This window comes from Soonwooa purpurea (assembly GCF_053891095.1).
Map to the genome: position 1 here is coordinate 1 of NZ_JBSSMA010000020.1, position 13,948 is coordinate 13,948.

The 13,948-nt window shown below is 39.0% G+C and carries 10 protein-coding genes; 2 read left to right on the forward strand and 8 right to left on the reverse strand.

What is annotated here, in order from left to right:
* The first annotated feature begins 337 nt into the window (after positions 1-337).
* Positions 338-490, forward strand: a complete 153-nt coding sequence (locus ACVFVN_RS13845) for a hypothetical protein (protein ID WP_456235727.1) — start codon at positions 338-340, stop codon at positions 488-490.
* A 425-nt stretch (positions 491-915) separates the two neighbouring features.
* Here the strand turns inward: ACVFVN_RS13845 and ACVFVN_RS13850 are convergent, their stop codons facing one another.
* Positions 916-1,743 (reverse strand): RteC domain-containing protein, encoded by an 828-nt coding sequence (locus ACVFVN_RS13850; RefSeq protein WP_456235728.1) that lies wholly within the window; start codon positions 1,741-1,743, stop codon positions 916-918.
* A 36-nt stretch (positions 1,744-1,779) separates the two neighbouring features.
* Here ACVFVN_RS13850 and ACVFVN_RS13855 point away from each other — a divergent pair, with 36 nt between their 5' ends.
* Complete coding sequence (locus ACVFVN_RS13855) at positions 1,780-1,959, forward strand: hypothetical protein (protein ID WP_456235729.1); 180 nt, start codon at positions 1,780-1,782, stop codon at positions 1,957-1,959.
* A 126-nt stretch (positions 1,960-2,085) separates the two neighbouring features.
* Here the strand turns inward: ACVFVN_RS13855 and ACVFVN_RS13860 are convergent, their stop codons facing one another.
* The 7 genes from ACVFVN_RS13860 to ACVFVN_RS13890 form a co-directional block, all read right to left on the reverse strand.
* Positions 2,086-4,140, reverse strand: coding sequence for a heavy metal translocating P-type ATPase (locus tag ACVFVN_RS13860; protein ID WP_456235730.1), 2,055 nt, complete (start codon positions 4,138-4,140; stop codon positions 2,086-2,088).
* Between the two features lie 22 nt (positions 4,141-4,162).
* On the reverse strand, positions 4,163-4,867 hold the full coding sequence (locus ACVFVN_RS13865; protein ID WP_003010388.1) for a transglutaminase-like domain-containing protein: 705 nt from the start codon (positions 4,865-4,867) through the stop codon (positions 4,163-4,165).
* 47 nt (positions 4,868-4,914) lie between these two features.
* Complete coding sequence (locus ACVFVN_RS13870; RefSeq protein ID WP_013597180.1) at positions 4,915-5,337, reverse strand: Fur family transcriptional regulator; 423 nt, start codon at positions 5,335-5,337, stop codon at positions 4,915-4,917.
* A gap of 13 nt (positions 5,338-5,350) precedes the next feature.
* Positions 5,351-6,622 (reverse strand): efflux RND transporter periplasmic adaptor subunit, encoded by a 1,272-nt coding sequence (locus ACVFVN_RS13875; protein WP_032132265.1) that lies wholly within the window; start codon positions 6,620-6,622, stop codon positions 5,351-5,353.
* 8 nt (positions 6,623-6,630) lie between these two features.
* A complete protein-coding gene (locus ACVFVN_RS13880) occupies positions 6,631-10,989 on the reverse strand; it encodes a CusA/CzcA family heavy metal efflux RND transporter (protein ID WP_456235732.1) in 4,359 nt (1,452 codons plus the stop codon).
* 132 nt (positions 10,990-11,121) lie between these two features.
* Positions 11,122-11,457 carry a DUF6660 family protein gene (locus tag ACVFVN_RS13885; protein WP_456235731.1) on the reverse strand — a complete coding sequence of 112 codons (336 nt, stop codon included), beginning with the start codon at positions 11,455-11,457 and terminating at the stop codon, positions 11,122-11,124.
* Positions 11,458-12,001: 544 nt separating this feature from the next.
* Positions 12,002-13,252 carry a site-specific integrase gene (locus ACVFVN_RS13890; RefSeq protein WP_456235733.1) on the reverse strand — a complete coding sequence of 417 codons (1,251 nt, stop codon included), beginning with the start codon at positions 13,250-13,252 and terminating at the stop codon, positions 12,002-12,004.
* Positions 13,253-13,948: the final 696 nt, after the last annotated feature.

The following is a 13,948-nucleotide window of genomic DNA, read 5'->3' on the forward strand; positions in this document are numbered from 1 at the left end:
GTAATTATCCAAAGGTACCAATCGATCCAAACTTAAATCGTAAAATAATTGGGGTGTAAATTCTTTTTTGCCTTGCATAATAACAAGTTAAGAAATTTTACGTTATTCTAGTTGTGCAACAGGCACAAGGGTTTGGCGCAATGGCGGGTTAAGTCATAACTGAAAATTTCGGCTTTCTATTCCGCAAAAAGCTGTTTGCTTTTGTTTTTTTATTAAATTTACCAAAAGGCTCACAGCTTTGGCTTCCTTCGGTTCTGAATTGAACTTTCGCTCAATTCAATCCCGCACTATCGCCAAGCCTCGGCCCGTTAGCCGTAATTTTCAAAAAACATCGTAAATGATTGAATGGAGTACATTTCTTAATTCTGAAAGTCTAAATATTTATCAAAAATTTGAAGGAGAAATAAGATTCGGACCAGAATATTTACAACTTAAAACAGAACCAATAATTCAAGAGTTTAATGGAAAAATTTTTGGAAAATGGTTATAGAACATCAAGTTTTAATGTAGGGCCTGGAGGTAAACTTGGAGTTGGCGTTATGTATACTAATAGTCAAACACGATTGTTAAGATGAAAAAAGCAAATGTAATAATATCTCTACTTGTTTTTTTACCATTCTTTTTATTAATTGTAATTGTAGGAATTTTTATTTTAAAGTTTTCAGGAAAAAGCCTTTTCGGTTGAATACAAGGCTCTTATGTGGGTTATCAAAGATAGTCAAGTAACGATTTGGTAACGGTGCTTATTGCTTTGCTTTTCAACACATTTCCGTTAGCTCACAGCAAATATACAAAATTTATTATTCTCAAAACCATACAAAGGATTTTAATATCCGATTATTACACTTGGTAAAACAGGACAAGAAAAAAGGGCTTTTATTAAACCCTTTTTACGCTGTACAGATATAGCAAACCCTACCTACCGTCCTGCTCGTCCATTCTCCGTATAAGTTCCTCCCGAAGCACATCAAGGAATTTTGTACGGTTCATCTTTCGGTTTCTCAACTCCAAATAGGTCTGATAGAAATTGCCCAAATCAATGCCAAAGGCACTTTCAAAATATTGGGCAACTTCTCTTATGTCGTTGCTCCCGTTGTCAAACACATTTTGGAAATGCAGGGAATATATCAATTCTATCAATGCCACTTTGCTACCTGTCCATTTCAGCTTCTTTTGGGCTTTCGATTTATTCTTTTGGAACTTGTGATATAACTGGTCTTCGATGTAGACCTGTATCAAATCGTTGGCTATTATCTTGGCGACCTTGTAATCATGTGAAGTGGAAAAGGACTGGTCAGACTGGAAATAATACGTGTCCAGCCACAGCTTTATATCGTGGTTGCCCCGAACGAAATATTTCTCGTCAAGGAACGAGTTATTGCTACGGTAATACTTGTAAAAATCGAGGTTGCTGTCAAAGAACCTCTTTAGCTTTTTCAGTTCTTTTTTGAGGTATTTCCTAATAGGCTTTGCTCCATAGGGCTTCTTTGTCTCAATTTTATAAATGGCATTGTAATAGATGAGTTTAGCCACGATGACAGGTTTTTGATGTTTGAAAAAACGGATTTCCTCATCAGTATTCTTAAACCCTCTTTTTAGCACATATTCCTTTAATTCGGATAGGCATTCTACAATAAGAAGTATAACAGCTTCTATCCGTTGTATGGAGCAATCAGCTTCAACCTCCAATTCGTTGACTGTTGTTTTTAACCTATGTAATGTTTCGTTGTAAAATTTATTCATTCGATTATTTTGAAATGTTTAAGCGCACTATGAGTAGTGAATTGCCAACAGCGCTGTTCCCTCATCAAAAACATCTGTCATTTCAACGATGATGATGATGATGTTGGTGTTGATGGTGCTGAAAATTGCCTATATAATGATGATATATATGACGGACAACAGCAAAAATTAGGAATATCAATATGGCAGAAAGGAAAATCAGCATTGTCCAATTAAGTATTCTATGACGCAATCTTTCTACCCTTTTTACAGGCTTACTTGATTGAGAAATATGCCGATTGGGGATATATTTCTTTTTTCGTTTTTTCTTTTTCCTTTTCAAAACTCATAAATTGAAGGGGTTTAAAATTTCATTCGCTGTATTCTTACCGCATTCAAAATAGCCAATAACGCCACGCCAACATCCGCAAAAACAGCTTCCCACATTGTCGCCAATCCACCTGCTCCAAGTACGAGTACAATCGCTTTGACACCGAAAGCCAAACCGATATTTTGCCAAACGATTTTCTTTGTCTGTTTACCGATGTTGATTGCCATAGGTATTTTACTTGGCTTATCGTCCTGTATGACCACATCTGCGGTTTCGATAGTGGCATCGCTTCCCAAACCACCCATTGCGATACCGACGTCGCTCAATGCCACAACAGGAGCATCGTTTACACCATCGCCCACAAAAGCAACGCTTTCGCCTTTGGCTTTGATTTCTTTAACCCTGTTTACTTTGTCTTCGGGCAATAAATCTCCAAAAGCATTGTCTATCCCTAACTGCTCCGCCACATATTTTACAACGGTACTTTTATCTCCGCTAAGCATCGTTGCATTAACATTGAGCTTATGCAGTAGGGTTATGGTTTCCTGTGCATCTTCTTTGATACTGTCGGCAATCGTGATGTAACCGACAAATTTGCTGTCGTAAGCAACGGCGATAGTTGTATAAACGATGCTGTTCGGGTCTAAGTCGTATGGTATGCCGAACTTATCCATCAGTTTGAAATTCCCGACCAATAAATCCTTACCGTTTACAGTTGATTTCAAACCGTGTCCGGCGATTTCCTCCGTATTTTCCAATTGGATTTCATTATTCGGTTTCCCCACGTATTCGTGAATAGCGGTTGCTACGGGGTGTGTGCTATGGCTTTCCAAAATGTTAACTAATTCCAGAATTTCGGCTTTATCAAATTCAGGATTGAAATTGACTTCCTGAACCTTAAAAACGCCCTCTGTCATTGTGCCTGTCTTATCCATCACTACGTTTTGGATATCGGAAAGAGCATCTAAAAAGTTACTCCCTTTAAACAGTATTCCGTTTTTGCTTGCAGCACCAATACCACCGAAATAACCTAACGGAATGGAAATAACCAACGCACAAGGACAAGAAATAACCAGAAATACCAAAGCCCTGTACAGCCAATCTCTAAACTCATAATTTTCTACAAAGAAATAAGGCAGTAGGCAAATAGCTATGGCTAACAGCACTACAATAGGCGTATAGATTTTTGCAAATTTCCGGATAAATAATTCCGTTGGTGCTTTTTGTGTAGTGGCGTTTTGCACCAATTCTAAAATCTTGCTCAACTTACTGTCGGTGTATGCGGTCGTAACTTTTACCTGCGATACGGTGTTGAGATTTATCATCCCTGCCAAAACGGTTTCGCCTTTGTTTTTTGTATCTGGTTTGCTTTCGCCTGTTAAAGCCGATGTATTGAAAGATGCCGTTTCGGACAACAGTTCTCCGTCTAAGCCTAATTTTTCTCCCGGTTTAAGCTGTATAATTTCGCCAACGGCAACAGTTTCTGCCTTTACGGTTTGCGGTTCATTGTTTTTTAAAACGGTTACTTCATCGGGTCTTTGGTCAAGCAAAGATTTGATGTTTGATTTTGCCCTCGAAACAGCCATTGTCTGAAAAACTTCGCCAACGGCATAGAACAACATTACCGCAACGCCCTCGGGATATTCGCCAATGGCAAATGCCCCGATAGTTGCAATGCCCATCAAAAAGAACTCCGAGAAAATCTCGCCTTTGCGAATACTCTCAACGGCTTCTTTGAGTACGGGCAGTCCAACAGGAGCATAAGCCACCACGTACCAAATAATCCGTACCCAATCAGTAAACCACGTCTGCGGAAACCAATTATCCATTGCAATACCTGCAAGCAACAGCGCAAGGGAAATAATGGCGGGAAGAAACATCTTGAAAACATTGTCAGTATCTCCTGAATGCGAATGGTCGTGTCCGTCATCATCACTGTGGTCGTGATTATGCCCGTCATTTTTGTGATGCCCTTTTACCAATTCCTTAGCACCTGCTTTGGTGTAGATTTTTTCTTCCTGTGTGCAACAAGTCATTTTGCCTTGTGCATCGTAAGTATGCTTGTGATTTTTGTCTGTATTTATCATAGCCTTTAATTTTTTAGGTTCGTTACACTTTTTTATTTCTTATTCTTTCTACATTATTATTCATTATATGCCTCACGATATGCTGAAAAATAAACTTCTTGAAAGCGTTCAGTTCTTGTTGATGTTTTGCATAAAACGCATCGGGTGTATCAAAAACGCCAAAGTCCCGATTGATGCCTTTATCCTGAATAAATGTATTATTGAGGTTCCATTCAATCGGCGGGTTCTCAAAATTATCGGTATAAACCCCGAAACCGCAAAAAGTGGTCTTGCAATCACTGTTCTGTTCCTGTAATTTAGTGAGGTACGGTTTATCCAAAATCACGCCCTCCAAAAAATACCATTGCTCGTTTACCCAAACTTCAACCCAGCTATGCAAGATATTCTTAGGCGATAGTCTGTACCAAATACCTGTAATAGCTCCTTTCTGCAATGCCTTGTCAATGGTAAAGCCGTGAATACGGTTAGGTACATCTGTTGCTCTTAACAAAGCCATTAATAAAGTGGCTTTTGTGTTGCATTGTCCGTACCCGTCATTCAGCACCTGCGATGCGGAAATATAATCAGAAACATTATAGCCAAACTTTATTTCGTCCCGTACAAAATTGTAAATGGCTTGAACTTTGGCAACGGTGTCCAAGTTTTCCCACCCTCTCTGCTCCAATAGCTTTTGTATGGAAGCATTGGAGTAGTCAAGGATTTTTGTTTCTTTAAGATAGGTGTCCATAACACATTTATATTTATAACAAAGTTACACAGGGAGAGCCTGCAATGCTATTGCAAACTCTCCTTTAAACAGTTTTCACAAATTCCCTTACCAAATAATTTTAGTTCGTCGATACGGTAATTCTGACTTCCATTCTGCGGTATTATAAAATCCTCCTTACAGGTTGTCTGCTTACAAATCTTACAATAGAAATGTAAGTGCCAATCCTTGTGTGTATTTTCATCACACCCATCGTGGCACAGAATATACTTGACCGTAGTGTTCTCCTGAATACTGTGTACAATGCCTTTTTCTTCAAAAGTTTTCAAAGTCCTGTAAATCGTAACCCTGTCTGCTTTATAAAAATGGCTCTCAATTTCAGATAAGGACATTGCTGTCTGCTGTTGCTCCAAGAAGTCGTACACCAATATCCGCATACTTGTCGGATTGGTGTTCTTTGACAACAGCTTCTGTTCAATGTTTTTTTTCATTATCCAATGTTTTTTAGTGAGCGTGGGCGTGTTCTCCCGAATCATCCATTTTTGCATTCACAAAAAACGCGCCTTTTACCACGATATGCGCACCGTGCGGAATTTCACTTACAGGTGTAATTGCCGTATAACCCAATTGCGTAGCACCTTTAACGACTTCCATTCTTACAAATTGAGTTCCTTTTTCAGAACCGTGGTTATGGTCGTGAGCTTCGCCCTCTTTATGGTCGTGAGCTTCTTCTTCCCGCTCCTTGACCAAAAAGATGTAATACTTTCCGTCTGCATTGACAATAGCATCGTTGGGTACAGCCGTACTTAATACATCATCTAAACTTACCATTCCGGTTATACTCATTCCGTCAATCAATCCTGCTTTATCTCCTGTAATCTTGCTGTGAACAGCAATAGTTTTACTCTCTCCGCTAAAGGATGAGCCGATACTATAAACTTCGGCAGAATAAGTCTTATTGGGATTGTTGGTTACGACAAAATCTATTTTCTGACCTATTTTGATTAAAGGAATATCCTTTTCATACACCTGTAAGTCCAAGTGCAGGGCTGTGTTTTCTATGATTTCAGCAATAGGCGATGACACATCTACATAGCTTCCGATTTTGGCAAAAACATTGCTGATAGTACCGCTTATCGGACTTGTAACGACCAATGAGGATTTAAGGCTCGAATTTGACAAGGAAGCCGGATTAATCCCCATCATTTGAATTTGCTGGTTCAAAGAAGACTTCCGTGTTCTCAACGTGTTCAGTTCAGTAGTGGCACTTTGCAGGTTTTTCTTTGCTCCGACATTTCCGTCGTTCAGCTCTCTTTGTCTTACAAGTTCCTGTTCGGCAAACTCTATCCGGCTATTGATGCTTAGGTATTCTTCCTGCAATTGTATGAATTGCGGATTGGAAATAGTAGCGATAACCTGACCTTTCCTTACGAAATCGCCTATCTCCACATTAAGGGATTTGATAACACCACCAAACAACGAGGTTGCATTCGCCTTGTTGCTGTTGGGAACTCTTAATGCTCCATTGGCTTTCAATGTTGCGGATAATTGCTTCTGTTCAATTGAACCGATTTCAATACCCACCGCTTTCATCTGCTCATCGGTCAGCACTGCAACATTTTCTTCTTCTTCTTCGTGTTCGTCCGTTGTTGTTTCTGCTTCCGTTCCGTGATTATGCCCATCGCCCTCTTTATGATTATTTGTACAGGCGTTGAAAGCAAAGAATGCAACGAGGACAAGAACGCTAAAAACTATATTATTTATGATACGTTTCATATATTGTATTATTTACTGATTAATGAATGGATAAGCGTTACAGCCTCATTGATTTGCTGAATGCTATTTAAATAATTAAGCTGAATGTCTGCTGTTGTCTGCAAGGCAAATAGGTACTCCACATAAGAAATATCTCCGGTACTGTACCCCAGCTTTGCAGCATTGATAATCTCATCAGCATTGGGAAGTGCCTGCTCCTTGAAATAGGTAAACTGCGCTACATATTGTTCGTATTGTTTCAAGGCGTTTGCCAATTCCGTTTTAAGCTGTTGTTCCTGCCATTGCGCATTTAATTCCAATGATTGTTTCTTGTAATCAAGCGAGCGAATTTTTGCTTTGGTGGTGGTAAAAATTGGGATTGTAATACCTAAATCAACAAAACTAAACCGCTGTCCTTTGCCATAAAATTGCTCTACACCATTTTTACTGTGCATTCCTATCAGCGATATGTTATTATAACCGAATGTAAAATCAGGCAAGCTGTTTGCTCTTTCCAATTTCTTGTTCTGCTCGGCAATTTTCGCCTCTTGATACAATAACTGGATGCTCGGATGATTTGCAACAGCCGAACTGTCAATGAAAGAACTTAACAGCAATGGTGTATAATCCGGTTGCGGTTCTATTAAGAAGTCTTCCTGTGTCTGCATCAGATTTTTAAGGCTTTGATAGGCGTTCTGCCTTAAAACCTCGTTCTGTTGATACAAAAGACTTATTTCCCCTTTCTTGGTAGTCGCAGTATTAACGTCCAGTTTGCCTATATCTCCGGTTTTGTACCGCAGTTCTGCTACGCGGATAAAGTCTGCATAAATAGTATCAAGATACTTTAAAACCGAAGCATTATGCTCCAAATATTCCAACTGGTAATAATAGGTTCTTACCTGTTTTCTAAGTTCATTTTCTGTCAGAGCCTTTGACCATTGCCGACCTTTGACTTGCTCTTTGACCAAGTTTTTCTTTGCCCCAAAGAGCGTTGGAAAGGGTATGGTCTGCGAAATCTGGAAGCCGTTATCAAATTCGAAACTGTTAATATTCCCATATTGGAAATCTACACCGGTCTTCGGCAGTTCATACGCCGTCTTGCTAAGGCTTTGGGCAGATTGAATATCCATATTTTTGGAACGTAGCTGAGGGTTATTCTCCACAGCAATCTCGATAGCCTTATCTACATTTATCGGAGTTTGTGCCTTACCGTTTTGAGAAAATCCCAAGAACATAAACAGGAACAACACGGGTGCTATGGCTTTCGTTTTATTATTTTTCGGAGGTTTTTGGTTTCTCATAAATACGAGGTACAGCAAGGGCAGCACGAACAACGTCAATGCAGTTGCTGAAATCAATCCTCCGATAACGACCGTTGCCAACGGTTTTTGTACTTCTGCACCTGCACTTGTACTCAATGCCATTGGTAAAAAACCTAAACTTGCCACAGATGCTGTCATCAATACAGGCCTAAGCCTTGTTTTAGCTCCCTCGATAATTCTCGGAACAATCTCGTTCCAACCCTCTTTCTCCAGTCTATTGAACGTGGCAATCAGTACAATCCCGTTCAGAACAGCAACACCGAACAGAGCAATAAATCCGACACCTGCCGATATGCTGAATGGCATATCCCGCAATAAAAGGGCAAATACGCCTCCAATGGCACTCATCGGGATAGCCGTATAGACCAAAACGGCTTCCTTGAACGAATGGAACGTGAAGTATAACAGGATAAAAATCAAAAGCAGGGCGATAGGTACTGCTATGAGTAATCTGTCGGTAGCTTTTTGGAGGTTCTCAAACTGACCACCATAAGTAAAATAATAACCTGTCGGTAGCTTAATCTGTTCAGCCAATTTATCCTGAATTTCATTGACAACGCTGGCTACATCCCGCCCCTGTACGTTGAAGCCGACATATATCCTGCGTTTACCGCCTTCACGGCTGATTTGTGCGGGCCCTAATTTGTAATCAATGTTTGCAACCTGTGAAAGCGGTATTTGGTCGCCGTTTGGTAGTGGGATAAACAGATTGCTCACATCCTCAATGGAACTGCGGTGGGCTTCATCAAGCCGTACCACCAAATCAAATCTTCGTTCGTTTTCATAAATCACACCTGCTGATTTACCTGCGAACGCAGTGCTGACAATATCGTTTATTTCCTGTACATTCAAGCCGTAATTGGCTATTCGGGTACGGTCATATTCGATATTGATTTGCGGAAGACCTGCTACCCGTTCTACCTGCGGAGCAGTCGCACCTTCTACTGTTTGAATAATAGCATTCGCTTTATTGGCATAAACCAACAAACTGTCGAGGTCTTCTCCGAATATCTTAACGGCTACATCCTGCCTGATACCTGTCATCAGTTCATTAAACCGCATCTGTATCGGCTGATTGGCTTCAAAGAATACACCGGGAATAACTTCAAGTTTCTCCATCATTTCATTGGAAAGCTCGTCATAGGATTTTTTTGTTTTCCATTCGTCCTGCGGTTTTAGGATAATCATCAGGTCAGTGGCTTCGGGAGGCATCGGGTCTGTCGGTACTTCGGCAGCACCAGTCTTGCCTACGACCATTCTCACTTCGTCAAATTCCTTGATTATCCTTGATGCCTGCATAGAGGTTTCCAGACTTTGGCTTAACGATGTTCCTTGTGGCAGGATACAGTGGAAAGCAAAATCGCCCTCGCCCAATTTTGGCAGGAACTCTCCACCCATCCGTGAAAAAAAGAATATACTTATGGTAAACAGCCCAACGGCAACCGCAATAACCACATATTTTATACGAATTGCTTTTTCTAACAATGGTTTATAAACCCCTTGAAGATAGTCCATCATTTTGTCTGAAAAATTCTTTTTGGTAATCGGCTTTTTAGACAAACACAAAGCACTCATCATCGGGATATAGGTAAAGGACAAAATCAATGCACCCAAAATGGCAAAACTTACAGTCTGTGCCATTGGCGTAAACATTTTACCCTCTATACCCACCAAAGTAAGGATAGGGATATAGACAATGAGAATGATAACCTCGCCAAATGCGGCACTCGTACGAATTTTCCGTGCAGATTCATATACCTCCTCGTCCATTTCTGCCTGCGTAAGTTTTTGTGTGGATTTCCGCAAGCCCAAATGGTGCATTGTCGCTTCAACAACAATCAGGGAACCATCTATTACCAATCCGAAATCAATAGCCCCCATACTCATCAAGTTGGCACTAACACCAAACAACCTCATCATTCCCAACGCAAAAAGCATAGATAGCGGTATAGCTGAGGCTACAATCAGTCCTGCCCTGAAATTCCCCAGGAAAAGAATTAATACAAAAATAACAATCAGTGCGCCCTCAATGAGGTTCTTTTGAACCGTACTTATCGCTCTATCAACCAAATCCATTCTATCTAAAAACGGTTCTATGACCACGTCTTCGGGTAGAGATTGTTGGATAACTGGTATTTTTTCTTTGATATTTTTTACAACTTCAGAGGTGTTTTCTCCCTTCAACATCATTACAATCCCACCCACGGCATCTACTTCGCCATTATAGGTCAAAGCCCCGTACCGGGTAGCGTGACCAAATTGTACTTCTGCCACATCTTTGATAAATACCGGAACGCTACCTGTATTTTTAACGACGATATTCCCTACATCTTCCAATGAAGTAACCAGACCAATCCCACGAATAAAGTACGCATTGGGCTTCTTGTCGATATAAGCACCTCCGGTATTTTGGTTATTGTTTTCGAGTGCGGTAAAAATATCGGAAATACTAACGTCCATTGCCTTGATACGGTTTGGGTCGATAGAAACTTCGTATTGTTTAAGCAGACCACCGAAACTATTGACTTCTGCAATTCCCGGAGTACCGTAAAGTTGTCTGGCAACAATCCAGTCCTGCATTGTCCGCAAATCCATTGCGGAATATTTGTCTTCACTGCCTTCTTTGGGATGAAGAATATATTGGTACACTTCGCCAAGACCTGTACTGACAGGAGCAAGTTCAGGTGTTCCAACCCCCTCAGGTATCTGGTCTTGTGCTTCTTTCAGCTGTTGGCTTACTAACTGTCGTGCAAAATAAATATCGACATTATCTTGAAAGACAACGGTTACAACAGATAATCCAAATCTTGAAACACTTCTTATCTCTTCTACTTTTGGAAGATTAACGATACTTTGCTCTACGGGAAATGTTACTAATTGTTCTACTTCCTGTCCTGCTAATGTAGGCGACAGGGTAATAATCTGAACCTGATTGTTTGTAATGTCAGGTTGGGCATCAATGGGGATTTGCTTGGCACTCCATACCCCCCAAATGATGAGAAACAAGGTCATTAATCCTATAATGAACTTATTCTTTATAGAGAATTTTATAATACTATTTAACACTTCTATTGTGATTAATGATGAATAATTAATGATAAATTGCAATGATTATAAATTCGAGAATACGAAGTATGACCCAAAAACATTCAGCTTAATGCTGTAAGCAAAAAGCAATAATCATTAAAACACTAAAAATTATGCATTAATCTTTGGCGGTTGCCAAATTCCTCCCAGATAGTGGGATATAAAGGTAGATTTATAGTAAACTTTAGGCTTAGACAAATCAAAAGTCTTTGCTTTAACTAAGCTATATACATTCCATTGAAGCACTATACCTGAAACTATTCCACAACAACCGCATAAACAAAAAGGTGTACATAAGTCGCTGTCTGTATGTTCGTGGTTGTCCTGATGTGTTATTTCTGTAGAATGTTCCTGAATATTAAATACATTTTTTTCATACATATCAGCACAAGGCATTACAAATAATGCCATCATAAAAAGTGCCAGTATGGAAGAGAAGACTTTCATATTCTTTTGCAAAGTTAGTAAAAAAGTAATGCAATGGCATTGCATTGTTTATTGCAATCGTCTCTTTTTCTTCTTCATCCGTTTAGCAAATGTTTCTTCTTTATAATCCACGCCTTGTGCATCAGGTAAAAGGCTGAATAATCCTATATCGAAATTCTGAGAATGTTCCTGTGGGATAAACTCAAAAAGGTCTTTCGTTGGTTGGTTGTCTATTGTATTCGTTTTGGAAAGAGGGTTATCCTGTGTTTTCAGTTCGGGTTTGTTGCCGTTGTTCCACCAATCGTTAAAAACATTTGCAGACAGGTTTCTGTCTAACTGTGAACCATTCCATACACTACGGCTTTCGTGGTCAATAAAAGTCCTTTAGTGGTCGATTGCTCTTCTTTCTTTTTATTTTGGTTACAACTCAATAATAGTGTTGACGAAATTATAAGTAGTATAAGTGTTTTCATTCTGTTTTTTTATCATTGTTTCCACCAATAGTAAAAATACAAAAAAAGCCAATGTAAATAACATTGACTTTCCTTACCTGCTTTAATTGGTTTCAGAGTTGCGAAACAAAAGAGCGTTCTAAACCTTTGAATTTATGCGATACCTTTTGCATATCCTTACCAACTTTCTCGTTAAGTATCTTGGCATAAATCTGTGTGGTGGCAATATTCTTATGTCCTAACATTTTGCTCAAACTCTCCAATGGAACACCCTCGCTTAAAAATAGGGTAGCAAAGGTATGTCGTGCCAAATGAAAGGTTACTTTCTTTTCTTTCAGGCAGTCGATTTGTTTGGATATTGCACTTAATCTATCGTTGCAGTAGCTGTTAGACGGAACAGGAAAAACCTTGCCGTCCTTTGAAAATCCTGCATACTTTTCGATAATCATTGTCGGAATATCCAACAGCATTACATTGGACGATGTAGCAGTTTTTTTCCTACGTACAATAATCCATTGGTTACCGTCAAAAAACTCTTGGATGTTGCTGTTTTTAAGTCCTTTCATATCCGAATAGGACAGCCCTGTAAAACAACTGAAAACAAAGAGGTCTTTTATTAATTCGTCTTTCTTCTTCTCGCAGTTGAACGTTACGAGCTGTTCAAGTTCGTTCCGTAACAGATAACCACGGTCTTTGTCCTTTTTAGTATTCTTGTACTCGCAGAACGGATTAAAAGCGAGGTGCTTTCTGCTTATTGCCAATCGACAGAGGGTAGTAAATCCAATCATATACAGCCAAATGGTGTTGTGTGTTAAACTTTGGTCGTCACGCAGGTAGTAATCAAAGTCCTGCACAAAATCAGGTGTAAGATCGTTAAAGGACACATCGGAATAACCGTATTTTGTAAGTGCAAAATTTCGCAGGTGTTTTAAAAGTATTTTGTATTTACTGCGTGTGCCATTTACCCGAAGTCCGCTGTTTACCTTTTTTTCATAGTCGGAAAGGAACTGTTCATAGAATTTGAAAAAGGTAAGCTCTCCGCTTTCCATACCAAGAAAAGCATTTTTAAGTTTAGCACTGTTTACAGCTCCCTCGTTTTTCAGGATTTTGGAATAACATTCCTCGATACCCGAACGAATTTTGTCAAGTTTGCTGTTTGTGTCCTGGGCTTCTCGGCTTTTACCTAAAACCCTGCCGTACTTCAAATCCCAATTTGTTACGGAAATATCCAGCTTTGTACTGAATGCAGACTGTTTGCCGTTTACGGTAATCCTGCACATAACCGTAACTTTTCCGTTTTTCTTTGGGGCGTTCTTTTTAAGGTAGAACAATACCTTAAATGTTGATTTTTTTGTCGTTTCCATACTCACAATTCTTAATGATAAAATTAAACCTATGTGAGCTACTGAACAATATGAAAAACTATGCAGAAAGCTGAAATACAGTATTTTAAAACGATTGTTTCTAATATTTAAAAGTAACGTTTTAGTAACCTTACTTTTGCCAAACCTCGCTTTTTCCTGCTTTTTACCTCATTACCAAAAAATCACAAAACGGCTGTAAAGCCCTTATTTACAACCGTTTTGCCTGTTATTAATCTTTAATGTATTTTTACTGAAACTTTATTTTAAAAGAAGAGCCGATAAGTGATAGAGAATATTTTTTAAAGAGTCAATCAAGGCAAAATTTCAATTCAGTTATACTTGAAATCAGGAATGACAGAGGAAATCGTAATGTAGAAACATTATATTCGAAATATAATAAGATTGTACTACCAAGAAAATGGAAAAAAAAAGTACAAATAGGCGATTCTATTTCAAAGCAAGATGGGAAACTTTATCTAAAAATATATAGAGAAGGATTAATGATAGATTCTCTAAATTATAATGATTTGAATGGTTGGTAAGAGGATAGTGTCGAGTTAGATAATTTTGGTAGTATCCCACTAACTGTGTAAGTTAAAAAGTTATTCTGATAAATTTTGAGCCCTTAATGCTCAAAAAATTTATTGGCAATAACTTTTTATTATTTTTAAACATTATACAGTTATGACTAACAAA